This window comes from Mesorhizobium sp. Cs1299R1N3 (assembly GCF_037179625.1).
Classification (GTDB): domain Bacteria; phylum Pseudomonadota; class Alphaproteobacteria; order Rhizobiales; family Rhizobiaceae; genus Mesorhizobium; species Mesorhizobium salmacidum.
Genome location: NZ_JAPYKQ010000010.1, coordinates 115,725 through 141,048, shown reverse-complemented (window position 1 = coordinate 141,048; position 25,324 = coordinate 115,725). Strand labels below are relative to the sequence as shown.

The window sequence follows — 25,324 nt, the reverse complement described above, 5'->3', positions numbered from 1 at the left end:
TCGTCTTGAAAAAAAATCGTCCACATGCAGAAATAACGAAAATACACATATTTACGAAATTGCTGAGCCGCGGAGGAAAGAGGAGCTGGGCAATATCGCAAGGGATCGGCCGATCCACTCGGTCTCGCAAGGGCGAGGCGAGGGGAGCGTCCAAAGCAACCACAACCGGGAGGACTTTCGATGTTGCGACGCAGTTTCAACGTGCTCATGCTTTCGGCTGGGCTGGCGCTCGCCAGTTTCAGTGCCGCCATCGCGGAAGAACCGGTCAGGATCGGTGTCAGCGCCTCCAAGACCGGACCCCTCTCGGGCGGCGCGGCAGGCGTGCTTTGGCCGAACATCAAGCTGTGGGTCGACAAGGTGAACAAGTCCGGCGGCCTCAAGGTCGGTGACCGGAAGCGGCCGATCGAGATTGTCGAATATGACGACAAGTCGACACCCGAAGAGGCGGTCAAGAACATTCAGCGCCTCGCCACTCAGGACAAGGTTGACCTGATCATCCCGCCCTATTCGACCGGCCTCAACCTGGCGACCGCCCCGCTGATCGCCAAATATGGCTACCCACAGATCGTCTCGACGGGCAACGCCAACGATCTCGACAAGTTCGTCAAGCGCTGGCCGAACACCTTTTGGCTGCTCGGTCCGGCGCAGGGCATTGCCGACGGTATCGTCGGCACGCTCAAGGACCTGCACGACACCGGCAAGATGATCGGCAACAAGGTTGCCGTCGTCAACGTCTCCGATGCTTTCGGCCTCGAGATGATCAAGACCGGCAAGCCGGCGCTCAAGCAGGCAGGCTTCGACATCGTCTACGAATCCTCCTATCCGCTCGGCAACCAGGATCTCGCCCCGGTGATCGCCGGCGCCAAGGCGGCGAACGCCGATGCCTTCGTCGCCTATTCCTACCCGCCCGACAGCTTCGCGCTGACCGAGCAGGCTCAGCTGCAGAAGTTCGACCCCAAGGCGTTCTTCGTCAGCGTCGGCGGCAATCTCGACGCCTATGGAAAGCGCTTCGGGGCCGCCGCAAACGGCATCCTGATCATGGGCGGCGTCAATGCCGGCGATCCGGTGTTCCAGGCCTATCGCAAGGAGCACCTGGAGGCGACCGGCCAGGAGGCCGACTGGTGGGCAAGCCCCGTCGCCTATGCCAGCCTGGAGATCCTGCAGCAGGCTGTCGAGCGGGTCGGCAGTCTCGACAAGATGGCGCTCAACAAGGAGATCCAGACGGGCACTTTCAAGACCGTTCTCGGCGACGTCCACTTCGAAGACAACATCAACAACAACAACTGGACCGTCGGCCAGTGGAGCGGTGGCGTCGTCCACGGTGTCAGGGCCACCGGCAACCTCCAGGGCGCCCAGCAGCCCGTGCTCAAGCCGGCCTGGCCTGCCAACTGACATGATCCTCCCCTTTGCCCGGCGTCCTCGTGACGCCGGGTCTGGAACCGCGAGCACAGTCGACCAATGCAGATCCTCTTAACCGGCCTGCTCCTTGGGGGCACCTACACGCTCATCGCGCTCGGACTCACGCTCCAGTACGGCGTTGCGCGCATCATGAACCTTGCCAATGGCGAGACCCTCGTCGCCGCGTGTTTCGTCACCTTCTGGCTCTACACCGGGCTCGGCATCAATCCGCTGCTCGGCCTGCTGGTGATCGGGCCCGTCGCCTTCGTCGTCAACTGGCTGATCTACGTCTGGCTGATGCAGCCGCTGGTCAAGCGGGCCAAGAACCGCGGCATGCTCGAGGTCGATTCCATCCTCGCGACGTTCGGGCTGCTGTTCCTGTTCCAGGGACTGATGCTCCTGCTCTTCGGCGGCGACTACTTCAACTATGAATTCCTCGCCCGGCCATTCACGATCATGGGCAATTCCTTCGGCCTAAACCGGGTCGTCGCCTTCGTCGCGGCCGCCGTCATTGCCGTGGCGCTCTATATCTTTCTCTATCGTACCGACCGCGGCACGGCGGTTCGCGCGGTCGCCGTCGATCCGCGCGCCGCACGGCTGGTGGCGATCGACGTGCGCAAGACCGCCGCCTTCGCTTTTGCGCTGGGGGGAACGATCACCGCCTGCGCCGGCACGCTGCTCTCGACCTTCTACACCTTCAACACCTCGATGGGCGTGGTCTTCACCATGAAGGCGCTGATCATCGTCATCATGGGTGGGGTCGGCGATATTCGCGGCGCCGTTCTGGCGGCTCTTGTCCTGGGCATGACCGAGACCGCCGTGGCCAGCCTCCTCGATCCGGGACTGACACTTGCCGCCAACTACGCCCTCTTCATCCTCGTCCTGCTGTTCCGGCCGCAGGGCATCTTCGGAAAGCGGCCGGCCTGATGAACATCCCGCGCAACGAATTCCTCGCTCTCGGCGCCGGCCTCGCCGGCGCGGCCGTGCTCGCCCTTCTGCCGGTGGTGACGGAAGGGTTCTGGCTCACCATCGGTGTCAACATCATGCTCTCTGCCGCCATGTGCACGGCATGGGCGCTGTTTTCGGGCCCCACCCACCTGGTTTCGCTGGCAAGCGCTGCTTTCTTCGGCGTCGGCACCTATGCCGTCGCGATCTTCATCGACGTCCTGCCTTTCCCGGTGCTGATCCTCATCGCGATCGCGGCGGGCGCCGTGCTGGCCCTGCTGGTCGGCCTGGCGACCTTGCGGCTCTCGGGCGTCTATTTCGTGATCTTCACCCTCGGCCTTGCCGAACTCATCGGCCAGATCGTCACCTGGGTGCAGACCAATTTCGGTGGTGCGATTGGGCTCTATGTCTTCACCGACCTCACCGAAACGCATCTCTACTGGATGCTGCTCGCGCTGACGGTGGTCGTTTTCATCACCGGCTGGCTCGTCAACAGGTCTAGGCTGGGTCTGGCTCTGCGCATCATCGGAAATGACGAGGCTGTGGCGCGCCATGTCGGCGTCAACACCGCGCGCGCCAGGATTATCCTGTTCGCGATCTCAGGGTCTTTCATCGCCGTTGCCGGCGCGATCATGGCGCCCCGCTACTCCTACATCACGCCGGACGCCGCCTTCAATCCAATGACCTCCTTCATGGTCGTCATTATGCCGATGCTCGGCGGCACGCGACGCCTCTGGGGGCCGCTGGTCGGTGTCGTCCCTTTCACCCTGATCATGGACTTCATATCCAGCAACTTTCCAAACCAGACGGCGGTGATCGTCGGCATCGCCTTCCTGGCGATCGTCTATGTGCTTCCTGACGGCGTCACGGGCCGGCTCGAGGCGCTGTTTCATGCCCGCCGCTCCACCGAAAGCGGCCTGCTGGCAAAGACAGCGGAGGAGGTCAGATGAGCGTGCCGCTGCTGAGCATAGAACGTGCGCGCAAGACTTTCGGCGGTCTCGTCGCGGTGAACGACGTGAGCTTCGAGGTTGGCCAGGGCGAGCTGCTCGGGCTGATCGGCCCGAACGGTTCGGGCAAGACCACCATGCTCAACCTGATCTCGGGCGCGCTGTCGCCGACATCGGGAAGCATCCGACTGTCAGGCCAACCGATCGGTGGCCTGCCGGTGCACAGGATATCCCGGATCGGTGTCGCCCGGACCTTCCAGCTGGTGCGCGTCCTGCCGTCGATGAGCGCGGTGGAGAACGTCGTCGCCGGCGCCGTCTTTGGGCACAACAGGCTCTGGGGCGGAGAGGCTCGCTCGCTCGCCTATGAGCTTCTCGAGCGGGTGGGGCTGAAGGGGCGCGAGGAGCAGCCCGTCACGGCAATGACCTATATCGACCAGAAGCGGATCGAGCTCGCCCGCGCCCTTGCCGGCAACCCTCACGTGCTTCTGCTCGACGAATGGCTCGCCGGCCTCAATCCGAGCGAGCTCAGGATCGGTATCGAACTGATCAGCGAAATCAGCGCCCAGGGCCGGACGATCATCATGGTCGAGCATGTGATGGACGCCATCCGCTCGCTCTGTGGGCGCTGCGTCGTGATGAGTTCCGGCGTCAAGATCGCCGACGGCACCTCGGCCCATGTCCTGGCCGATCCGGAGGTGGTGCGCGCCTATCTGGGAGACGACGATGCTTGAGGTCTCAAATCTTGGCGTCCGCTACGGCCGCCACGTCGCGCTCGAAGGCGTCTCCGCGCATGTTTCGAAGGGTGAAATCTGCGTCATCCTCGGCGCTAACGGCGCCGGGAAGTCGAGCCTGCTCGCGGCCATCGCGGGACTGGTGGGGACGGAGCCAGGCACCAGGATCGTCATCAACGGCAAGGATGTCACGAGGGTCGAAGCCCACCTCATGGTCGAGGAAGGGGTGGCGCTGGTGCCCGAGGGCCGCGGCATCTTCGGTGAGCTCACCGTGGCCGAAAACCTGCGGCTTGGAAGCCATGCCAGACGGGCGAAGCTCGATGCCGGCAGGATGATCGATTTCGTCTACGGCTTGTTTCCGCGTCTGGCCGAGCGCCGCGGCCAGCTGGCGCAGACCATGTCCGGCGGCGAGCAGCAGATGGTCGCGATCGGCAGGGCGCTGATGTCGAAGCCGGAGATCCTGATGCTCGATGAACCTTCGCTGGGGCTTTCGCCGCTGTTGTCCAAGGATCTCTTCAAATCGTTGGCTACGATCGCCGCCGAAGGTTTCGGCATCCTGCTCGTCGAGCAGAACGCGCGCCTCAGCCTCAAGACGGCGGCGCGCGGCTACCTGATCGAGACCGGCAGGATAACCGGGGAAGATACGGCGTCCAATCTGCTCAGCGATCCGAAGGTCATGAGTGCCTATCTCGGCGCCGCCCATTAATGGCACCCACGTCACCAGTCAGAAGCTGCCCAGAAAAGAGGATGTCCCATGCGCTTGCTTGAAACCGAGATCGTCATCGATGCGCCGCCGCAGACAGTGTGGGCCGTGCTCGACGACATCGAGTGTTATCCGGAATGGAACCCGGCTCTGCCCGCACTGCGCGGGCGCACGACGGTCGGACAAAAGGTCACGGGCACGCTGCGGCAGCCCAACGTTCCCGAGCGCGAGGTTAATCCGACAATCACCCGGATCGTTGGAGCGCGCGAGCTGCGCTGGCTGAGCCAGGCGCCGGGCGGTGTGTTCAGCGCCGAGCACATCTTCATTCTGGAACCGAACGCAAATGGCGGCACGCGGGTGCGCCACAATGAGATCTTCGACGGGCCTATGGCCGACGAGCGCTGGCCCAGCATCGATACCAATCTGCGCACGGCCTATCACGCCCTGAACCACGCGCTGAAGGCGAGGGCAGAGGCGTTGCGCGGCGAGACGGCCCTGCTGCATCCGGCTGTCGACCGGGACGCATCGGCCCCGCCGGCCGGAGCATTCACGGCGCGTTGCGGATGTGCCAGCGAGCCGGTGGAGATCGAGGTCAACCAGGCCGTGGCTCACAACCATCTGTGCGGCTGTTCGAAATGCTGGAAACCTGCCGGTGCCGCCTTCGCACAGATCGCCGTCGTCCCGGCCGGCAGCGTCTCGGTCGTGGCACGGCGCGACAAGCTTGAGGCAGTGGACGCGACGCAGAAGATCGAGCGCCAGCGCTGCAAGGCCTGCGCGACGCATTTGGTCGGCACGGTGTCGGATCCGGATCACCATTTCTACGGCCTCGAATTCGTGCACCCGGAACTGGCGATCGACGGCTATAAGCCGAAGATCGAATTCGCTGCCTTCGTGTCCTCCCTGGTGGAGACCGGGACGCCGGCGACCGGCATGGCAAGCGTGCGCGCCGCGCTCGGCCATGCGGCTATCCCCGCCTATGATGCATTTTCGCCGGAGCTGATGGACATCATTGCCTGGCACAAGGTGAAGCTGGCAAAGGCCGCTGCCTAGGAGATATCGCCTGCCACCGGTAGGCCGAGTCCGATCGAGATTTGGAGAATACGCATGAAAACGCGTGCCGCAGTCGCCGTCGCCGCCGGAAAGCCGCTGGAGATCATGGAGGTCGACCTCGAGGGACCGCGCGATGGCGAGGTACTGGTCGAGATCAAGGCGACCGGCATCTGCCACACCGATGAATTCACGCTGTCGGGCGCCGATCCCGAAGGCATCTTCCCGGCCATTCTCGGCCATGAGGGCGCCGGCGTCGTCGTCGATGTCGGCAAGGGCGTGACGTCGTTGAAGAAGGGCGACCATGTCATCCCGCTCTATACGCCCGAATGCCGGCAATGCCCGTCATGTCTGTCGCGCAAAACCAATCTGTGCACGGCGATCCGCGCCACGCAGGGACAGGGCGTGATGCCGGACGGCTCGTCGCGCTTCTCGATCGGCAAGGACAAGATCTTCCATTATATGGGCTGCTCGACCTTTTCGAACTTCACCGTGTTGCCTGAGATCGCGGTGGCCAAGGTCAATCCCGACGCCCCCTTCGACAAGATCTGCTACATCGGTTGCGGCGTCACGACAGGCATCGGCGCGGTCATCAACACCGCCAAGGTCGAACAGGGCGCGACATCAGTGGTCTTCGGCCTCGGCGGCATTGGCCTCAATGTCATCCAGGGCCTGAAGCTTGCCGGCGCCGACATGATCATCGGCGTCGATTTGAACAACGACAAGAAGGAATGGGGCGAGCGATTCGGCATGACGCATTTCGTCAATCCGAAGGAGATCGAAGGCGACATCGTCCCCCACCTCGTCAACATGACCAAGCGCGGTGCCGACCAGATCGGCGGCGCCGACTACACGTTCGACTGCACCGGCAATACCAAGGTGATGCGCCAGGCGCTGGAGGCTTCGCATCGCGGTTGGGGCAAGTCGGTCGTCATCGGCGTCGCCGGCGCCGGCCAGGAGATTTCGACACGGCCTTTCCAGTTGGTCACCGGCCGCAGTTGGATGGGCACCGCCTTCGGCGGCGCACGCGGTCGCACAGACGTGCCGAAGATCGTCGACTGGTACATGGACGCCAAGATCCAGATCGACCCGATGATCACCCACACGCTGAAGCTCGAGGACATCAACAGGGGATTCGACCTCATGCACGAGGGCAAGTCGATCCGGAGTGTCGTGGTTTACTGAAGACGGCGCGGAGCGGATTCGCGGCGACGATGATGCTGCCGTCCCGCATTTCATGCGACAAGTTTGATTATTTCGAAAATCCGCACTAATCTCCACTCTGCTTTCAACGTGGAGTCGCATGCATGGGCAATGCTCTCAAGCCCGCCGGAGAGACGCGTGCCGCGGATGTCCTGGCGCGGATGCGCGCCGACATCATCAGCTGCACCCTGAAGCCGGGTGCGAAGCTGCGGTTCGAAGCGCTGCGGGAGATGTATGAGGTAAGCTTCTCCACCCTGCGTGAAGCACTCTCGCGCCTGGTGGCCGAGGGTCTGGTCGTCGCAGAGGGCCAGCGCGGCTTTCTGGTCGCGCCGGTCTCGCTCTTTGATCTCAACGATCTGACGGATGTCCGCGTGCTCGTCGAGCGGCAGTGCATCAAGCTGGCGATCGATCGTGGCGACGATCGCTGGGAAGCGGACATCATGGCCAGCTTCCACCGGATGGATCGGCTGCAAAGCCGGCTGGGCGCGAGCTACTATCTCTCCGACGAGTGGGCCGCGCTGCATGGTGCGTTCCACTTTTCTCTTGTCACGGCATGTTTCTCGCCAAATCTGCTCGAAATTCGGCAGAAGCTCTTCGAGCGTGCTCACCGCTATCGCAGGATGTCCTCGCAGTTTCGCCCGCAATGGCGCGCCAAGGACGTCGAACACAAGATGATCATGGACCGTGTTATCGCCCGCGACACCGCCACGGCGCAGGATCTGGTTGACCGGCATATCCGCGAGACGACAGAAAACGTCATCGCTCACGCAAGCCACCTCTTCGCAACGCCGGTGGAGAAAAACTTGGCCAACAGGACCGGCTCCGTCGCGGCGGAGTAACGCACCCGCACCACTTACAAGCTTGGCTTGGGATTATTGCCAATCACGCGGTCTGAGAGAAAAGGGCGCCGAAGCGCCCTTTTTTGCCTATCGTCCGAGACAAAAAAATGCACCAGTCATTGTGTATCTATTTCTGTGCCCGATAGGTGGACCGGGTATCCGTGTCGATCGGCCACGGGCAGATCTCGACACCGATTTCGATCTGGCGGTGCTCATGGATCGAGGGCTTTTTCGTACCGCCGTTAGCCTCGCCCCAAATGAGTGTCGCCTCGGTGCCGGGGGTTGAGAATTCCGGATCTACAATGCCCACCGACAGCCACGCACGCTCATTGGCCGAATAAAGCGGATAGCCGGATATGCCCACCAGCCTGCCCTCGACTTCGACCCGGTCGTAGTGCTGCCAGCCCAGCTCTGAGGATGCGATATCTAGGAATTGCGGCATCGTGCCTCCTTCTATCATGCCTGCAAAGCATTGGAGAACACCTTCCTTGCTCCAGCGGTAAATGACCTTCTTGCGATGCGGCCTGTCTTTCATCGCCAGAAGGGCGTCGCGACCGACAAACTCCCTATCGTAGTTGATAAGCCTGTCATATTCCAATTCGAAGGGGGTGAGATAGTAATCGCTCACGTCTTCCGGCTCGAAGCTGCCCCCTACAGAGTTCAGTCCCTCCATGGAATACATGGGTAACCACTCGCGGTAAGGCTTCATCGCTTCACCCGTATAGATCGCGGGAAGTGGTGCAGCGAACCACCCGGACTCGCCGGCGGTCGGACCATAGGCGCGTGCTCCGCCACGCTTCATGCCATGCTTCTCGCCAGCTTTCACCAGAGCTTCCTCGACCTCCGGCTTGTGTCCCATCGGACCGAAGATTTCGAGCCCTTTGGAGCCACTCATACTATGGCATAGGGTCCTGCATCCGACGCCGGCAATGGTCATGTAGCCCATACCGAAGAATTTTGTCGTAAGCTCCGCGCCTTCGTTGACATCGTTGAGAATGTCGAGTGCCCTCGGCCCTATGATCTGGAAACGGAAATGGGTTCGCGGTTTGCTTTTGTCCTCCCAACCGGGCAAATCCTGCCAGCAGGTGACGTCCCATCCCCCTCGTGTGATGTGGAAATTGACCCAGTTGCAGACCGGCGGACGTCCGACAATTACCGCCAGGTCGTCTTCCAATCCGAAAACGATTGCATCTGAAATCAGGTAACCATTCTCATTTACGCAGGTAATCTGCTTTGCCTTGTCCTTGCCAAAATTTCTGAAGTCATTGATCGCAAGGGAGCTGAGAAGAAGATTGATGTCAGCGCCTTTGATATAGAGTTCCATCATGTGGAACGACTGGTCGAACATGACGGCAGTCTTGCGCCATGATTGCAACTCATCGATGATGTTGGTCCATTGACGCTGCACAGGGAATTCAAACCCCATGCCCCAGGGCGAGTTCTGGACCATTTTAGCAGGGCTTTCCCACTCTCGCATATATTCTTCCAAGGACTTCATTAGTAATCTCCTCCGTTTTGCCGCGCGCACATTGGCCTGCGTTCTTGCGAGCAATTTTAACTTCTGGTTGTGCCGGGCAGCACAAGCCGAATCCGCTCAAAATCACTCGCATACCAATTGGTATTTGAATATCATTAGGTATGCAAGAGTTTAAAGGTATCCAAAGCCGCGGGATCGCATAACTGTCGGTTGACATACCACTTGGTATTGAAATACCACTAGTATTTATGGATTGGCGGTGGACGGATCAGGCGCTGGCCTCGACTGCCTCCGCCGCGAAGAGCAAGAGAGGCTACCCGTCATGGCGTTGTCTGACGGCACCATTCTGGCCGAGCTTCGGTTAGCCGGTGGTGCGCAGGGTTTCAACTGGCTGCCGGTCTTCGTCGCTGACGAGCAGGGGTTTTTCGAAAAGCACGGCATTCGTATCGCCTACAAACGCATGGGCAGCGTCGAGAAAGCCACCATGTCTGTTCTTGAAGGCGAAGCAGATCTCGCGATCACTCCGCCCGAGGGCGCTGTCACCAACTTCGTCAAAGGTGGAGAACTGCGAATCGTGGCGGCGAACGCCATACGCCTGCCGATGTCCATTGTGGCGCGCCCGGGTATCAAATCCCTCGCGGAACTGAAGGGCGGGAAGGTCGGCACGTCGTCGCTCACCGAAGGCACGGCGATCTACACGCAGATAATGCTGGCCGAGGTAGGGCTTAACTATCCCGGCGATTATGATTTCGTTCTGGCCGGCATCCACACCAAGCGCTGGGACGCGTTGCGAGCCGGCGAAATCGACTGCGCGCCGCAGCCGGCGCCTTGGAACTTCCTGGCCGAGGATGAAGGCTACAATCTGTTAGGTGAGGTCAGCGCCGTGATCCCGGAAATCATCTTCACCGCGGTCATTGGCAAGGCATCATGGCTGGGCGCGAACCGAGAGGTGGTAACCCGATTCCTGAAGGCGTTGATCGAGGCGCATGCGCTAACGAATGATCCGGCCAGCCATGGCGTCACGCTGCCGATCTTCCAACGCATCACGACGCCCGACAGCCAGTCGCTGGCGGCGCGGGGGCTGGACTATATGCGCGACCTGGGCATGTGGCCGGAAGGTCTCGTCGTACCAGACAAGGCGCTCGGCACGACGATCGATCTGATGGTCCGGGCGAACCTACTCGATGAAGCAAAGCGCGGTTTCGCAAACGGCGTTTTCGACCGACGCTATCTCGATGGCGCCGCTTAAATAGCCAACTTCATCCGACTGCGATTTCGGCCTCTGCGCACCTAGCGAGGAGAGCCATCGCTGATAGCGACCGCTCTGCAGGCCCGATCCAGGGCTGCCGCCTAAGCGCTCGAGGATCGATAGACGTCGGCACCGGAATCCCAACTGCCTCGTTCATCCAGCCACTTCGCGGTGTTCTTGATGCCGCCGAAGGGAAAGACGTGAAACTGCTTAATCGCCGAATCGGGATATTCCCGTACGTGGTTTTCGATAGGGCCGACGAAGCTCTCCGGCGAATGGGTGGTCGCCAGCGCCGCCAGCGATGCGCTGCGCTTCTTCAGGAAGTTGAGCGAATTGCCGACGCCGCAGAGCGCCGCGTATTTCAACAGCGTGGTGACCCTTGCCGGACCGGTCACCCCGAGATGGATCGGCAGGTCGACGCCGTAAGCGCTCAACCCGTCAGCCCAGATGATGAATTTGTCGGCGTCGAAACCGAACTGAGTGACGATCCTCATCCTGGCACCGGTGCGCTCTCCCCAGGCCTGCTTGAGTTTTAGCGCCTCGATGGCTGTCCGTTCCGAAAAGTCGCGGCTGCCTTCGGGATGTCCCGCCACGCCGACATGGGCGATACCGTGCCTGTCCAGAAGGCCCGTCTCTAGCACATCCATGGACGACGTGAATGCGCCGGCTTGACGCTTGACGTCTCCGCCGATCAGAAGCACGTCGCGAACGCCGCCCTCCTCAGCGCTGGTCTTTATTCTTTCCTCGAGCGCCGTTCTGGTCGTGAGCCGGCGCGATGCAATGTGCAGCACTGGGCAATAGCCGAGATCGGTGAGGCGTCTGGCCGCCGCGACCAGGGTGGATGCATCGTCTGTGCCGATGTCGGTGATGTAGACTCGCACGCCGGCCGGGAAGAGGCCGGGAAGGTCGGCGGATTCGATCGCCTGCTTTGCCGCCATCTCGATGGATGCCGGGAGAGAGGGCGGGCGGCTGGGTTTCTCGGGGGACGGCGCGGTCATGGGCTTGATGTCTCCAAATGTTCATGCAAAGATCACGGTTTTGCGTCCGTTGAGCAGCACGCGGTCCTGGAGGTGGAAGGTGACGGCGCGGGCGAGCACGCGCCGTTCGATGTCGCGGCCTTTGCGGACGAGATCGTCGGGACTGTCGGCGTGCGTCACGTGCTCGACGTCCTGGCTGATGATCGGGCCCTCATCGAGATCCTCGGTGACGTAGTGCGCGGTCGCCCCGATCATCTTGACGCCCCGCTCATAGGCCTGGTGATAGGGCTTGGCACCCTTGAAGCCCGGCAGGAAGGAATGGTGGATGTTGATGCAGCGGCCGGAGAGGTAGGCTGAGAAGTCGTCCGACAGAATCTGCATGTAACGCGCCAGCACGACCAGTTCCGCGCCGCTGTCCTCGATCACGGTGCGGATCCGGTTTTCCTGCTCGGTCTTGGCGTCGCCGCTGATCGCGAAATGATGGAAAGGAATATCCGCGTCGTGCGAGAGGTTGAGCGCCTCGCGCGGATGGTTGGACACGATGCCGACCAAGTCCATCGGCAGTTCGCCGATTTGCCTGCGATAAATCAGGTCGACAAGGCAATGGTCGAATTTCGAGACCAGGATAAGGACCTTGCGAAGCTGGTTTGCCGGCCGCAGCGTCCATTTGAGATCGAACCGCCTGACCTCCTCGGCAAAACGACCGGCGAAATCGTCAACGGACCGGCTCATCGTGAACGCCACCCGCATGAAGAAGCGGCCGGTCTCGCGGTCATCGAACTGCTGTGCTTCGGTTATGTCGCCGCCGTGCGCGGCTAGTTGCGACGCGACCGCCGCGACAATACCGGGTCGGTTCTCGCAGCGAAGCGTTAGAAGGTAGTCTCTCATCCGTCTGGCTCCCGCGGCCGGTGCGCGCCGAAACTATCCGCCGCGGCCCCGAAATCGAGGTCGCGTTCAAGAGGGTTTCTGCAAAGTCTGCTGACCGGCTGGCCGCCTATTGCGCTGCACTTAGCCGGCGTTGGTCGGCGCGTCAGTTCTTGCCGGTCTTGATGACCTTTTCGAAGTAGGGCGCCGGGGCCACGCGTGCCTTGATCTCGCGCAGCTGATGCTTCTCAACCGTATTGCGGCGGGACTCCGGCTCGCCCCAGACGAGCGTGACCTCGGTGCCGGGCTCCGCATGCTCAAGGCCAACGAGCGCCAGCGAAATGAAGCGGTCGGCATTCGCCGTGAATGCCGGCCATGTCGAGATGCCAGCCATTTTGCCGTTCTTCATGACGGCGTCCGCCTGGAACGTCGCATACATCGGCATCGGCATGTTGAGGAACTTCGCCGGCATGCCGTTGGCCGGGAACATGGAGTCGTGCATCACCACGGCCGCGTCCTCATCGTCCCACTCAAGCGTCACCTTGGTGCGGCGCTGATTGTTCGCTCGCTCCAGGAGGGCGTCCCGGCCGATGAAATCGCGGCCAAAATCGATCACGCTCTTGTAGCCGAGCTCGATTGGATCCACGTAGTAGTCCGCAATATCGTCTGATACGAAGCTTCCGCCAAGCGAGGCGACCGATTCCAGGAAGTAGTTGCTCAGCCACTCGCGATAAGGTTTCATGGCCTCGCCGTGATATATGGCCGGCAGCGGCATCGGAACCCAGCCCGATTCCTGCGCGGTGGTTGAGTAGGCGAGCGCGCCGATCTTGCGCATTCCATACTTCTCACCGGTCTTTTCGAGTGCCTCGCGGACCGCCTGCTGGTCGTCCCAGGCGCCGTAGACCTCGAAGCCCGGCTCGCCCGCCATGCCGTGTCGCAGGGCGCGGACGGCTTTGCCGGCGATCCTGAACTCGCCGATATTGAAGAATTTGATCTCCGGTAGGCTGCCGCCGGTCACGTCACGCATCAGCGCCAACGCGTTCGGCCCCTGGATCTGGACGCGGAACACTTCGCGCGTGCCGGAGCGGATCGAGAAATTGTCGTCCTTGGTCGCATTGACGTCGTAGTCGCTCTTCTGAGCGTTATAGAGCACCCAGTCGCTCGCAAACGGAGCGCCGACAATGCGCACGAAATCCTCGGCCTCGCGGAAGATGATGGCGTCGGCGACGTAGTAGCCGTCGTGACCCGCCAGCACCAGCTGCTTGGCGCGCAAGACGGGGAACGGATCGAGCTTGTTGACCGCGATCTCCGAGAGGAAGGGAATGATCTGCGAGCCGCGCAGGTGCAGTTCGGTCATATGGTAGGACTGTTCGAGCAGTGCGCAGCTGTCCTTCCAGGCCCTCACCTCGTCGCGCCAGTTGGTGAACTCCGCCGGAATGACCGGAAAACGGTAAGGCCCGAGATTGGAACCGCGCAGCAGGTTAACCGGACCGCCGGCGCCCTGCAGGATGCTTTCGAGGCTCTTTGGTGCCTCATTCGTCGTTACCATGTCCATATTTCCTCCGTTTGTGTTCATTGCATCGTTGGCGGCCACGAAGCTGGCGCCGGTACCGGCATGGCTCTCGTCAGAATCGTTGCCGTAGCCATCTTCCGACCCATTCCGGCGCGACCGCTCCGCAGCAGAGCCGGATTGGCGCTCGCGTCTTGCAGGTAAACTACGATCCCTCCCAGTGACCTCGATTTCAGACCCGCAGTTCGGGCCTGCAATTCCTCCGGCAATTACGGTACGAGCCGTACTTCTCAGATGCCAATTGGTATCCAAAAACCGAATGGAATGTCAACTGGCATTTCGAGCGGCGGGAATGGATCTCAGAACGGAGCGGATGTTCGCAGCTCGCCCAGGGAGGTCACCTCTCCGATGCGCTCCGCACCAAATGGACATCAGGCGTTCGAGGACTGCCTCACGACATCGCCCTCCTACAAACCCATGAACTCTGCATTCCCGATTTGTATCTGGGCAAGGAAATGCCGCCAAGGCGACTGCGCGCCGCGCAATGCCGCCTAAGCAGGGCAAGAGCGGGCAGCCTGGGGCCGCGCAGGCTGCCATGGGGTCGAGCCGTTAGAAGATGTGCCGGTGAGGCTTGCCGATACTGGAACAGACACTGCTCTTGAATGGTCATAGTCGCGACCACCCCGACCTTTTCGCAATTGGTCATTTCCAGTCCACCGTGACCCACTCATTTCAGGCACACAAGCCGCCTGATCGTTTCCAAGTTGATTTGGATGCGTTCCTCTAGCGCCTTCGGCATCATCAGGTCGCGTTCGAAGATGATCGAGCCTGTGAAACGGTTGGTGAGGTAGTAATACCCGATCGCTGCAATCGTGATGTTGAGCTGGACGGGACGGGATCGATGCCCTTACGGAAGTCGCCGCTGCGCTCACCCCCGCTCCAGGAGTGATCCAACCATGATTACCTGCGCTGTGGCAAGGAGCCGTGGATCATTTGACAGCTCCTGGTTCCGTTCCAGCCAATGCTCTACTTGTTAACGTCGCATGATATCGATAACATCATTTCGGTGTTCACGCTTAGCGTGGGACGCCGGTTACTCAAGGTGTTCGGAGTTCGACGTTTGATTTCGCACGGTGGTTACGGAGGGTACTAATGGCCAAGGCGGCCTCAGCGATATCTGACGAAAACCATGCGCCAACAATGGCGGACGTGGCGGACCGGGCGGGCGTGTCTGCAATGACCGTCTCGCGGGCGCTGAAGGAGGGCAGCCGGGTCTCGAAGGCTACGCGGGAAAAGATCATGGCCGCGGTCAATGACCTCGGCTATGTGCTCGACCAGTCTGCCGGCAGCCTGTCGTCGCGGAAGACCGGGTTCGTTGCTGCGATCGTGCCGTCGATCAACAATTCGAATTTTGCCGATACGGCGCGCGGCATCACCGACGAGCTGGAGAGCACCGGGCTGCAGCTTTTGCTTGGCTACACCGAGTACACCACCGAGAAGGAAGAAAAGCTGATCGAGGCGATGCTGCGCCGGCGGCCGGAAGGCATTATTCTGACCGGCGGAGCCCACACGGACCGGGCCCGCCGGATGCTGAAGAGCGCCGGGATTCCGGTGGTTGAGACCTGGGAATTGCCGGCCAAGCCGATCGACCAGGTGGTCGGCTTCTCCAATGAGGAGGCGATGGGGCTTTTGGTCAAGACCCTGGCTGCAAAGGGCTACCGAAAATTCGGCTATATCGGCGGCACCACGTCGCGCGACACGCGCGGCAGCCAGCGGCGCGAAGGCTTCATCAAGGCGATCGATGAACTCGGTCTGTCACCCGGCCACCTGGTGTCGTTCGGCGTGCCGCCGATCTCGATCGAGCAGGGCGGCCAAGCAGTCGTGAGCATGCTTGAGCGCTGGCCAGATACCGAAGCGGTGCTGTGCGTGTCGGATCTGTCTGCCTTCGGGGCGCTTATGGAATGCCAGCGCCGGGGTATGCGGGTGCCGGAAGACATCGCGATTGCGGGATTTGGCGATTATGAGGTTGCCGCTTTCTGCCATCCCGGCATCACCACCATGAACGTCGATTGCTATGGCATTGGTCAGCAAGCAGCGCGCCGGCTGATCCAGATAATCAGGGGCGGTGAGAAGAAACGAGGGCAGGAGATCTTCCTGACCGCCTACCGCGTCATAGAGCGCGGAAGCACCTGACGCACGTCTCGTCCTAAAAGGCGATCTGCACTTTCATCGACTTGTTGCGGTCGCCGGCGACCTCGAAAGCTGCGATCGCATCATCGAGCGGATAGACCGCGGTCAGCAGCGGTTTGACGTCGACGCGGCGGCGGTTGATCAGGTCGACGGCAAGTGCGAACTCGTCGTGAAAACGGAAGCTGCCGCGCATCTCGATCTCTTTGGCGACGATGAGGTTCTGCGGGATCGACAGGTCGCCGCCAAGGCCGAGCTGCACCAGCACACCGTGCGGCTTCAGGACGTCGAGCCCGCCCCGCACGGCGCGCTCATTGCCGGAGGCTTCGAACATCACATCGAAGCTGCCTTTGTCGACATTGTAGGCGGCGAGCTTGTCGCCCTCGGCAGCGACATTGATCGTGCGGTCGGCGCCGATCTCCAAGGCCTTGGCCAGTACGCCGTCCATGACATCGGTCGCAACGATCTCTCGCGCGCCGTGGGCTCTTGCGGCGAGGATGCAAAGCGCGCCGATCGGCCCGCTACCGGTGACAAGCACCCGCTTGTCGAGCAGCGATCCGGCTCGGTTCACCGCATGCAGCGTGACAGCGAAAGGCTCGGCGAAGGCGGCTTCGTTGATGGAAACGTCGTCGGCGACCTTGTGGCACTGCCACGCCTCGGCGACGAGGCGCTGGCGGAAGGCGCCCTGGATGTGCGGCATCGGCATGGCGCTGCCGTAGAAACGCATGTTGAGGCACTGGTTCTGCATGCCTTGCAGACAGTAGCGGCAGCTATTGCAGGGCCGGCTGGGCGAGATTGCGACACGGTCGCCGACGGCGAGGGAGGTGACACCGCCGCCCAGCGCCTTGATAGTGCCGGCGACCTCGTGGCCGAGGATCATCGGTTCGCGCAGGCGGATCGCGCCGAAGCCGCCATGGTTGTAATAGTGCAGATCCGAGCCGCAGATGCCGCCAGCTTCAACTGATATCTCGACCTGCCCGGTGCCAAGAGTCCCCGGATCGGTCTCTTCAATCCTCAAATCCTTTGCCGCGTGGATGACGATCGACTTCATGCTGGCGCTCCTTCCTCAGACGACCGGCGTCAGCAACGGCCTAGCGCCGAAATGGGCGGCAAGATTGTCGCGGACCAGCTGCCCCATCGCCTTGCGGGTCTCTACCGTGCCACTGGCGTGGTGCGGTTGCAGCACGACGTTGGAGAGCCTCAGGAAGCGCTCGTCAATCGTCGGCTCGTTCCAGAACACGTCCAGCCCGGCGCCCTTGATCGCTCCCGATTCCAATGCCGCCAGCAATGCCGTCTCGTCGACCGTGCTGCCACGCGAAATGTTGATGACGATACCCTCCGGCCCGAGTGCCGCCAGTACCTCAGCATTGATGATGTGCTTGGTGCTGTCGCCGCCAGCCAGCGTGACGATCAGGAATTCGCTGCCGCGCGCCAATTCAAGCAGATCACCCACGAACGTGTAGGGAAGATCGTCGCGCTTGCGTGTGTCGAAATAGGAAATCGTGCAGTCGAAGGCAGCGGCGCGCTTCGCCACAGCCGCACCGACGCGGCCCATGCCCACAATGCCCAGCCTTTTTCCACAGACACGCGTGACCAGCCCCATATTGCCCTTGCGCCAGCTTCCATCGCGTACATAGGCGTCGGCCTGCGGGATTTTTCGCGCGACGGCAAGCAGCAGACCGATGCCGATGTCGGCCACGTCCTCGGTCAGCACATCAGGCGTGTTGGTGACGCGAATATCGTTGGCTCTGGCGTAAGCAAGGTCTATGGCATCGGTGCCGACGCCGTAGCAGGAGACAATCTCAAGCTTCGGCAGCTTCGCCATCAGCGCGGCGCTGGCGCCAAGCTCGCCGCGCGTGGCGATGGCTCGGATGGTGCCGGCATGGCTGGCGATCAGCGCGTCCTTGTCCTCGACCTGCCAGAGCTTGTGAACGCGATAGCTGCGCTCGAGATCCTCCATGTCCCATTCCGGATAGGGGCCTGTCATTATTATGTCGGTCATGGCGTGTGGTTCCCAGGAGTTCATTTTTCCCATTGACTATGTTATCGATAACATACATGTCAATAGGGACTGGCGGGGACGCGACGCAAATCGTATCCGCTTCCGGACATTCCTCGGAGGACCCCATGGGCAGTTCATTGTTCGACTTGACCGGCATGCGCGCGCTGATCACCGGTTCGGGGCAGGGCATAGGCCTGGCCCTGGCGGAAGGGCTGGCCGAGCACGGCGCCGAGATCGTGCTCAATGGTCGCACGGCGAGCAAAATCGAAGCGGCGGTTGACGCACTTACGGCAAGAGGCTTCAAGGCCCACGGCGCCATCTTTGATGTCACCGATCATGCGGCGGTGGCTACCGGTGTTGCCGAAATCGAGGCTGGCATCGGCGCCATGGATATCTTGATCAACAATGCCGGCATGCAGTTTCGCACGCCGCTGGAGGATTTTCCCGCTGACAAATGGGAGGAGCTTCTGCGCACCAACATCTCCAGCGTTTTCTTCGTTGGGCAGGCGGTGGCGCGGCACATGATCCCGCGCAAGCGCGGCAAGATCATCAACATCGCTTCGGTGCAAAGCGAACTGGCGCGAACCAACATTGCGCCCTACACCGCCACAAAGGGCGCGGTGCGCAACCTGACGCGCGGCATGTGCGCCGATTGGGCCAAGCACGGGCTGCAGGTCAACTCTATTGCTCCGGGCTATTTCAAGACTCCGCTCAACAAGGCGCTGGTCGACAATCCCGAATTTTCGGCCTGGCTGACCAACCGCACGCCGGCAGGACGCTGGGGCGACGTCGGCGAACTGGTTGGCGCCGCGGTGTTCCTGGCTAGCCCGGCCTCTTCCTTTGTCAATGGACACACGCTTTATGTCGACGGCGGCATCACGACCTGCCTTTGAGCCCGCACTCATCGTCGTGATGGGTGTGAGCGGATGCGGCAAGACCAGCGTCGGCATCGAGATCGCCGCGCGGTTTGGCCTGGCCTTTGTCGAAGGCGACACATTGCATCCGCACGGCAATGTCGAAAAAATGTCTGCGGGCATGGCGCTGACCGACGAGGATCGCTTGCCGTGGCTCGATCTGGTCGGCGCGGCCTTAGGTCTGGCGCGCCAACAGGGCCGTGGGCTTGTCATCAGTTGTTCGGCGCTGAAGACCTCTTATCGCGACCGGTTGCGTCAGGCGGCAAACGGACCGGTGTTCTTCGTATATCTCGAAGGAACGCGCGCGGTGCTGCAGGCGAGATTGGCGGAACGCCGCGGTCACTTCTTTCCGCCTGCGTTGCTCGAGAGCCAGTTCGCCGCGCTGGAGAGTCCTGCCGGCGAACCGCTGGTAGCCAGCGTCGACATCGACGCCCCGGTGGACAGTATCACGGATGCGGCGCTGAATGGGCTTAGCACCCTCGGCATCATTCCCGCTGCCAAGATGAAGAGAGAGGCACGTTGAGATGAGCCAAGCAGCCAAAGTCGCCGTCATCGGCGCCGGCATCATGGGATCGGCCATCGCCACAAGGCTGATCGAGACCGGGCAAGCGGTCACGGTGTTTGATCTCGACAAGGCCAAGGTCGCAGCGCTGACCGCCAAAGGTGCGGTATCGGCGGAATCGGTCGCCGAGGGGACGCGGGCTAGTGATTTCGTCATCCTCAGCCTCAACCATGCCGATATCGTGCGCGCGGTGGTCTTCGGCGAGGGTGGCGTCGCGGCCGCGGGCTCGTCCGAGAAGCTTCTCATCGACATGTCGTCTATCGACCCGGCCGACACCGCGCAGATGGCGAAAAAACTGGCGGACGGGACCGACATGAAATGGCTCGACTGTCCGCTGTCGGGCGGCGTTCCCGGCGCGCTGGCCGGCCGGCTGACCGTGATGGCGGGCGGTGAGCCGGCGAACTTCGAACGCGCTCGCACCGTGATGCAACATCTTTGCGCCAACTACACGCTGATGGGGCCATGTGGGGCAGGGCAGACGACTAAGCTCATCAACCAACTGTTTTGCGCGGTGCTATTCCAGGCGGTGGCCGAAGCGGTCAAACTTGCCGAGGCCGGCGGTGTCGATCCCAGAACGATCCCGGCGGCGCTCAAGGGCGGGCGCGCCGATTCCAGCATCATGCAGGAATTCATGGCGAAGTTCGCCGCGCGCGACTACTCGCCGACCGGCCGCATCGACAACATGCTGAAGGATCTGGATTCCCTGCAGGCTTTCGCGCTGAAGACCAAGACGCCATTGCCGATGACCGGCCAGGTGGTCGAGATTCACCGGCTGCTCTGCGCTGCCGGGCTGGGATCGAAGGACTCGGCCGAGATGATGCGCCTGCTGGATGGCAAGCCCGACTGACCGGTGCCGAATTAGATGCTTGACGCTCAGAAATGTTATCGATAACATATTTTAGCGATCTCGGGAGGAACGCGTAGTGGCCGCAGAAAAGCTGATCGAGTTCAACTCCATCACCAAGCAGTTTGGCGGTACCCGCGCGCTCTCCGACGTGACACTCGATGTCGGTAAGGGCGAGATCCTGGCGCTGCTCGGCGAGAACGGCGCCGGCAAGTCGACCCTGATTAAGACGCTTGCCGGCATCTACCGGCCTGATGGCGGTCAGATATTGTTTCGCGGCGAGCCCTATCACCATCGCCCGTCGCGTCCGAACCAGAGACAGCCTGTGGCATTCATTCACCAGGATCTCGGTCTCATAGAATGGATGACGGTCGGCGAGAATGTTGGCCTCGCGCAAGGGTTTTCACTGCGCTCCGGCCTAATCGACTGGCGCTCCACGGAAGAACGGGCGCGCGAAGCGCTGAAACTGGTCGGTTGCGATTTCGACCCGACGACGCGCGTCCAGGACCTGTCCCGTACAGAAAAGTCGCTGGTCGCCATTGCCCGCGCGCTCGCCACGGAAGCCGATGTGCTGGTGCTCGACGAGCCGACCGCCAGCTTGCCGGCCGACGAAGTCGATCGCCTGTTCGATGCCATCCGTCCGCTCAAGCAGCGCGGCGTCGGCATGATCTATGTCTCGCACCGGCTCGACGAAATCTTCCGCATCGCCGACAGGGTAGCTGTGCTGCGCGACGGCAAGCTGGTCGGTGAGAAGCAGGTCGCTGACACCAGGCCGGAAGAACTGGTCGAGATGATCGTCGGCCGTCCGGTAAGTCAGGTTTTTAGCAAGGCAGAGACCCTGGCCGGTGAAACCATCTGTGCCGTCCGCGACTTGATTTGCCCGGGCGCCGGCCCGGTGTCGTTCGAGGTGCGTAAGGGCGAGCTGCTCGGCCTGGTCGGGCTGCGCGGCGCCGGGCAGGAACTGGTCGGTCGTGCGCTGTTCGGCTGCCAGCCATTTGCCGGCGCAGTGACCATACGCGGCGCCACGCCCGATTTGTCGAGCCCGATCACCGCGATGGCGTCCGGCGTCGGGCTGATCGCGCGCGACCGCACCGAGGAATCGATCGCAGCCTCGCTGTCGATCCGCGAAAACAGTTTTCTCAATCCAGGCGCCGGCATGCGGGGCTTGTTTTCATTTCTCGCCCCGCACAAGGAAGCAGCCCTTGCGCAGGCGATCGGCGCCTCGGTGGGCTTGCGCCCCAATGATCCGAACCTGCCGATCGAGGCATTGTCCGGCGGCAATCAGCAGAAGGTTGTGGTTGGGCGCTGGCTGCATACCGGCCGTACGTTGCTAATTGCTGAGGACCCCACGGCCGGCGTCGATGTCGGCGCCAAGGCCGAGATCTACCGGCTGATTGGGCATGCGCTCGAAGCCGGGCTCGCCGTGGTGGTCGTGTCGACCGACTTCGAAGAGATCGCCCACATCTGCCATCGGGCCCTGGTGTTTTCGCGCGGCCGCATCGTGCGCGAACTAACCGGCAAAGAGCTCACAACATCGGCCGTGATCACCGCGGCATCGGCTTCCGAAGCCGCCTGACTTTTCTGGGAGCAAAGCCCATGCAATCGATCGAATCCAGCGCACTTGAGCCGACCCACGGCGAGATGGCCAACCTGTCCGTGGGGCAGAAGATCGCCCGGCTTTTGCCGGTCTACGGACTGGTCATCCTGACCGTGCTGTTGATCCTGCTGTTTTCGGTGCTTTTGCCGAACACCTTTCCGACGCTGCTCAATCTGCGCTCGATCATTTCCGATAAGGCGATCATTGCTCTGCTGTCGCTGGCTGCGATGATACCAATGGCGTCGGGGCGCATCGACCTAACGGTCGGCTATGGCATCGTCTTGTGGCACATCCTCGCCATCAGCCTCCAGACAGTGTTCGGCTTCCCGTGGCCGCTAGCGGTGCTGATCGTGTTGCTGCTCGGGGCCGCGACCGGTTTCCTCAACGGCCTGCTGGTAGAAGTCGCCCGTATCGATTCCTTCATCGCCACCCTTGGTACGGGCACCGTGCTCTATGCACTGGCGCTGTGGCACACGGGCGGCAGGCAAGTCGTTGGCGTTTTGCCCAACGGTTTTTATGCGCTGAACGGCACCATGGTGTTCGGGCTGCCAATCACCGGCCTCTATGTGTTGGCCATCGCCGTTGCGCTGTGGATCATCCTCGAATACCTACCGATCGGCCGCTACGTCTACGCAATCGGCGCCAATCCGAAGGCTGCGGCGCTGAACGGCATTCCTGTGCGCCGCTTCGTCATCGGGGGCTTCGTCTCTTCAGGATTGTTAACGGCGCTGACCGGGGTGCTGCTGGCGTCCAAGCTGCGCATCGGCCAGGCCAGCGTTGGGTTGGAATATCTGCTGCCGGCGCTGGTCGGGGCCTTTCTCGGCTCGACGACCATCAAGCCTGGGCGTGTCAATGTCTGGGGCACGATGACCGGCGTCATCATCCTGGCCGTCGGCATTTCTGGCATCCAGCAGTTTGGCGGCTCGTTCTTCGTCGAGCCGCTGTTCAACGGGGTGACGCTGCTCGTCGCTATCGGCATCGCCGGCTACGCCCAGCGCAAGCGCGGTGCGGCCCAGAAGGCCAAGATCAAGACCGTTGCAGCCTCCTCGAAGTGATCGTCCGCGCGACCGCTCAGAGAGACGATGCTTGGTGCGGCGAACCCATTCGGAATGACAGCATGAACGGCTACGAGATTCTGGACGACCGCTTCGGCAAGCTGATTATCGGCCATGCCAAGCTTGAGAGGCTGTGGACCGGCAGCCGCTGGGCGGAAGGGCCAGTCTATGTACCCTCGGCAAAGCATCTGCTGTGGTCGGACATCCCCAACGACCGGCTGCTGCGCTACGACGAAACGGATGGCTCCGTCAGCGTCTTCGAGACACCGTGCGACTATCAGAACGGCCATACGCTCGATCGCGAGGGCCGGGTCGTCGCTTGCGAACATGGCGGGCGGCGCATCTCCCGGCTCGAGCATGACGGGCGCTGGCAGGCGCTTGTCGAAAGCATCGGCGGCAAACGGTTCAATTCGCCGAACGACGTCGTGGTCAAGTCCGACGGGTCGATCTGGTTCACCGACCCGGTCTACGGCATCGACAGCCACTATGAGGGCAAGATCGCCAGAGCCGAGATCGGCGGCTCGCATGTCTACCGGTTCGACGCGGTCTCAGGCGAGGTAAGTACCGTCATCACCGACAGGGCGCAGCCGAACGGTCTCGCCTTCTCACACGACGAGAAGACCCTCTATGTCTCGGACACCGGTGCCAGCCATGTGCCGGGCTTGCCGCGCGCCATTCACGCGTATGAACTCGCTGACAACGGCCGCTCGGTTCGGGCAAGTGACGTCTTTGCCGAGTGTGGGGCCGGCATGTTCGATGGCTTCCGCGTCGATTGCAACGGCAACATCTGGGCCTCGAGTGCCGACTCGGTGCGTGTCTATGCGGCGGACGGGACGCTGATCGGCCGGGTGCTGGTTCCTGAACTGGTTTCCAATCTCTGTTTCGGTGGCCCCAAGCGCAACCGCCTCTACATCACCGCGCAGACATCGCTCTACGCCATCTATGTCAACGCCCATCCGGCTGGCTCCGGCCCGGTGGCCGGAGACATCAGCCGGTGACGCGTCACCGACGATCGAACAGTTAAATTCTGAAACGACACGCAATTCTTGAAAGCAAAGGGAGGTACCAATATGCAACGCAGGACATTTCTGAAATCATCCGCCGCCTTGATGGCCATCACCATCGCCGCTCCAGCTCTGTTCTCCAACCAGGCGAAAGCCGATGCCATGGCCGACGCCAGGGCTGTCGTGCAGAAATATGCGCAGAAAGTCACAGCCTGGGACGGCCCAACCACCGGTCCGAAGGCGCAGCCGGGCAAGACCATTGTCGTTTTGGCCGGCGACCTCAAGAACGGCGGCATTCTCGGCGTCACCACCGGTGTCGAGGAAGCCGCCAAGGCGATCGGCTGGGAGGTCAAGGTCATCGACGGTGCCGGCTCGATTGGCGGCCGCACCGCCGCCTTCGGTCAGGCGATGGCGCTGAAGCCCAACGGCATCGTCATAAACGGCTTCGATGCCGTCGAGCAGGCGCCGGCGCTCGAGCAGGCTAAGGCCGCCGGCATTCCGCTGGTGTCCTGGCATGCCGGCCCGGTGATCGGACCTGACGAAAAAGACGGCGTCTTCGCCAACGTGTCGACCGACGCCATGCAGGTCTCCACCGCTGCGGCTGACTGGGCCTATGCCGATGCCAAGGGCAAGCCTGGCGTCGTCATTTTCACCGACTCGACTTATGCGATCGCCATCGCCAAAGCCGACAAGATGAAGGCCGAGATCGAGCGGCTGGGCGGCAAGGTGCTCGAATATGTCGACACGCCGATCGCCGAGACCTCGCAGCGCATGCCGCAGCTGACGACGTCGCTGCTGCAGAAATACGGCGATGCCTGGACGCATTCGCTGGCCATCAACGACCTGTATTTCGACTTCATGGGACCCTCGCTCGCCGCCGCCGGCAAGGCCGGCACCGATGCGCCGATCAACGTCGCGGCCGGCGACGGTTCGGAATCGGCCTATCAGCGCATCCGCGCCGGCCAGTTCCAGAAGGTGACGGTCGCCGAGCCGCTCAACCTGCAGGGCTGGCAGCTGGTCGACGAACTGAACCGCGCCATCGCCGGCGAAAAATGGTCGGGCTATCTGTCGCCATTGCATGTCGTGACGGCAGACAATGTCGAGTTCGACGGCGGCCCTAACAATTCTTTCGATCCCGGCAATGGCTACCGCGACGAGTACAAGAAAATCTGGGGCAAGTAAGCCCGCACGGCGCAGGCGCATAAAAGCGTGCGCCCGCAAGTCCGTCGCTACCCCAAAGGAACCCCAGCGAGTTCAACAAACGCGCGG

24 protein-coding genes are annotated in these 25,324 nt (G+C 61.9%); 17 read left to right on the top strand and 7 right to left on the bottom strand.

What is annotated here, in order from left to right; translation table 11 throughout:
• Positions 1-180: 180 nt before the first annotated feature.
• The 8 genes from O7B34_RS21310 to O7B34_RS21275 all read left to right on the top strand — a co-directional run bounded on the left by O7B34_RS21310 (position 181) and on the right by O7B34_RS21275 (position 7,813).
• Complete coding sequence (locus O7B34_RS21310) at positions 181-1,392, top strand: amino acid ABC transporter substrate-binding protein (protein WP_337147926.1); 1,212 nt, start codon at positions 181-183, stop codon at positions 1,390-1,392.
• 66 nt (positions 1,393-1,458) lie between these two features.
• Positions 1,459-2,325: a branched-chain amino acid ABC transporter permease gene (locus O7B34_RS21305; RefSeq protein WP_337147925.1), complete on the top strand. Its 867-nt coding sequence runs from the start codon at positions 1,459-1,461 to the stop codon at positions 2,323-2,325.
• Positions 2,325-3,293, top strand: a complete 969-nt coding sequence (locus O7B34_RS21300; RefSeq protein ID WP_337147923.1) for a branched-chain amino acid ABC transporter permease — start codon at positions 2,325-2,327, stop codon at positions 3,291-3,293. The genes O7B34_RS21305 and O7B34_RS21300 overlap by 1 nt, the downstream gene beginning before the upstream one ends.
• The gene (locus O7B34_RS21295; RefSeq protein ID WP_337147922.1) at positions 3,290-4,021 is read left to right on the top strand and encodes an ABC transporter ATP-binding protein; all 732 of its coding nucleotides are present in this window, start codon (positions 3,290-3,292) and stop codon (positions 4,019-4,021) included. The genes O7B34_RS21300 and O7B34_RS21295 overlap by 4 nt, the downstream gene beginning before the upstream one ends.
• Entirely contained in the window at positions 4,014-4,727 is a 714-nt protein-coding gene (locus O7B34_RS21290; RefSeq protein ID WP_337147921.1) for an ABC transporter ATP-binding protein, read from the top strand. The genes O7B34_RS21295 and O7B34_RS21290 overlap by 8 nt, the downstream gene beginning before the upstream one ends.
• 48 nt (positions 4,728-4,775) lie before the next feature.
• Positions 4,776-5,774 (top strand): SRPBCC family protein, encoded by a 999-nt coding sequence (locus O7B34_RS21285; protein ID WP_337147920.1) that lies wholly within the window; start codon positions 4,776-4,778, stop codon positions 5,772-5,774.
• A 54-nt stretch (positions 5,775-5,828) separates the two neighbouring features.
• Positions 5,829-6,956: an S-(hydroxymethyl)glutathione dehydrogenase/class III alcohol dehydrogenase gene (locus O7B34_RS21280; RefSeq protein WP_337147918.1), complete on the top strand. Its 1,128-nt coding sequence runs from the start codon at positions 5,829-5,831 to the stop codon at positions 6,954-6,956.
• 122 nt (positions 6,957-7,078) lie between these two features.
• The gene (locus O7B34_RS21275; RefSeq protein WP_337147917.1) at positions 7,079-7,813 is read left to right on the top strand and encodes a GntR family transcriptional regulator; all 735 of its coding nucleotides are present in this window, start codon (positions 7,079-7,081) and stop codon (positions 7,811-7,813) included.
• 127 nt (positions 7,814-7,940) lie between these two features.
• Here the strand turns inward: O7B34_RS21275 and O7B34_RS21270 are convergent, their stop codons facing one another.
• On the bottom strand, positions 7,941-9,311 hold the full coding sequence (locus O7B34_RS21270; protein ID WP_337147916.1) for an aminomethyl transferase family protein: 1,371 nt from the start codon (positions 9,309-9,311) through the stop codon (positions 7,941-7,943).
• Positions 9,312-9,612: 301 nt separating this feature from the next.
• On the opposite strand from O7B34_RS21270, the gene O7B34_RS21265 reads away from it, so the two are divergent.
• Positions 9,613-10,539, top strand: a complete 927-nt coding sequence (locus O7B34_RS21265) for an ABC transporter substrate-binding protein (RefSeq protein ID WP_337147914.1) — start codon at positions 9,613-9,615, stop codon at positions 10,537-10,539.
• Between the two features lie 101 nt (positions 10,540-10,640).
• Here O7B34_RS21265 and O7B34_RS21260 read toward each other — a convergent pair whose 3' ends face one another.
• The 4 genes from O7B34_RS21260 to O7B34_RS21245 form a co-directional block, all read right to left on the bottom strand.
• Complete coding sequence (locus O7B34_RS21260) at positions 10,641-11,537, bottom strand: methylenetetrahydrofolate reductase (RefSeq protein ID WP_337147913.1); 897 nt, start codon at positions 11,535-11,537, stop codon at positions 10,641-10,643.
• A gap of 21 nt (positions 11,538-11,558) precedes the next feature.
• A complete protein-coding gene (gene purU, locus O7B34_RS21255; protein ID WP_337147912.1) occupies positions 11,559-12,404 on the bottom strand; it encodes a formyltetrahydrofolate deformylase in 846 nt (281 codons plus the stop codon).
• 142 nt (positions 12,405-12,546) lie between these two features.
• Positions 12,547-13,929, bottom strand: a complete 1,383-nt coding sequence (locus O7B34_RS21250; protein ID WP_337147911.1) for an aminomethyl transferase family protein — start codon at positions 13,927-13,929, stop codon at positions 12,547-12,549.
• A gap of 688 nt (positions 13,930-14,617) precedes the next feature.
• Complete coding sequence (locus O7B34_RS21245) at positions 14,618-14,752, bottom strand: hypothetical protein (RefSeq protein WP_337148002.1); 135 nt, start codon at positions 14,750-14,752, stop codon at positions 14,618-14,620.
• Between the two features lie 338 nt (positions 14,753-15,090).
• Here O7B34_RS21245 and O7B34_RS21240 point away from each other — a divergent pair, with 338 nt between their 5' ends.
• Entirely contained in the window at positions 15,091-16,083 is a 993-nt protein-coding gene (locus O7B34_RS21240) for a LacI family DNA-binding transcriptional regulator (protein WP_337147910.1), read from the top strand.
• Between the two features lie 13 nt (positions 16,084-16,096).
• Here O7B34_RS21240 and O7B34_RS21235 read toward each other — a convergent pair whose 3' ends face one another.
• Together O7B34_RS21235 and O7B34_RS21230 are read right to left on the bottom strand one after the other, a co-directional pair.
• Positions 16,097-17,128 (bottom strand): L-idonate 5-dehydrogenase, encoded by a 1,032-nt coding sequence (locus tag O7B34_RS21235; protein WP_337147909.1) that lies wholly within the window; start codon positions 17,126-17,128, stop codon positions 16,097-16,099.
• A gap of 15 nt (positions 17,129-17,143) precedes the next feature.
• Positions 17,144-18,079, bottom strand: coding sequence for a 2-hydroxyacid dehydrogenase (locus O7B34_RS21230; protein ID WP_337147908.1), 936 nt, complete (start codon positions 18,077-18,079; stop codon positions 17,144-17,146).
• 125 nt (positions 18,080-18,204) lie between these two features.
• Between O7B34_RS21230 and O7B34_RS21225 the strand changes: the two genes are divergently transcribed.
• The 7 genes from O7B34_RS21225 to O7B34_RS21195 all read left to right on the top strand — a co-directional run bounded on the left by O7B34_RS21225 (position 18,205) and on the right by O7B34_RS21195 (position 25,237).
• Positions 18,205-18,972, top strand: coding sequence for an SDR family oxidoreductase (locus tag O7B34_RS21225; RefSeq protein WP_337147907.1), 768 nt, complete (start codon positions 18,205-18,207; stop codon positions 18,970-18,972).
• Positions 18,941-19,516, top strand: coding sequence for a gluconokinase (locus O7B34_RS21220; protein WP_337147906.1), 576 nt, complete (start codon positions 18,941-18,943; stop codon positions 19,514-19,516). Before O7B34_RS21225 ends, O7B34_RS21220 begins: the two co-directional genes overlap by 32 nt.
• Position 19,517: 1 nt before the next feature.
• Positions 19,518-20,402 carry an NAD(P)-dependent oxidoreductase gene (locus O7B34_RS21215; RefSeq protein ID WP_337147905.1) on the top strand — a complete coding sequence of 295 codons (885 nt, stop codon included), beginning with the start codon at positions 19,518-19,520 and terminating at the stop codon, positions 20,400-20,402.
• 76 nt (positions 20,403-20,478) lie between these two features.
• The gene (locus O7B34_RS21210) at positions 20,479-21,975 is read left to right on the top strand and encodes a sugar ABC transporter ATP-binding protein (RefSeq protein WP_337147904.1); all 1,497 of its coding nucleotides are present in this window, start codon (positions 20,479-20,481) and stop codon (positions 21,973-21,975) included.
• Between the two features lie 20 nt (positions 21,976-21,995).
• On the top strand, positions 21,996-23,051 hold the full coding sequence (locus O7B34_RS21205) for an ABC transporter permease (RefSeq protein WP_337147903.1): 1,056 nt from the start codon (positions 21,996-21,998) through the stop codon (positions 23,049-23,051).
• A 62-nt stretch (positions 23,052-23,113) separates the two neighbouring features.
• The gene (locus O7B34_RS21200) at positions 23,114-24,049 is read left to right on the top strand and encodes an SMP-30/gluconolactonase/LRE family protein (protein WP_337147902.1); all 936 of its coding nucleotides are present in this window, start codon (positions 23,114-23,116) and stop codon (positions 24,047-24,049) included.
• A 72-nt stretch (positions 24,050-24,121) separates the two neighbouring features.
• Positions 24,122-25,237: an ABC transporter substrate-binding protein gene (locus tag O7B34_RS21195; RefSeq protein ID WP_337147901.1), complete on the top strand. Its 1,116-nt coding sequence runs from the start codon at positions 24,122-24,124 to the stop codon at positions 25,235-25,237.
• Positions 25,238-25,324 lie beyond the last annotated feature (87 nt).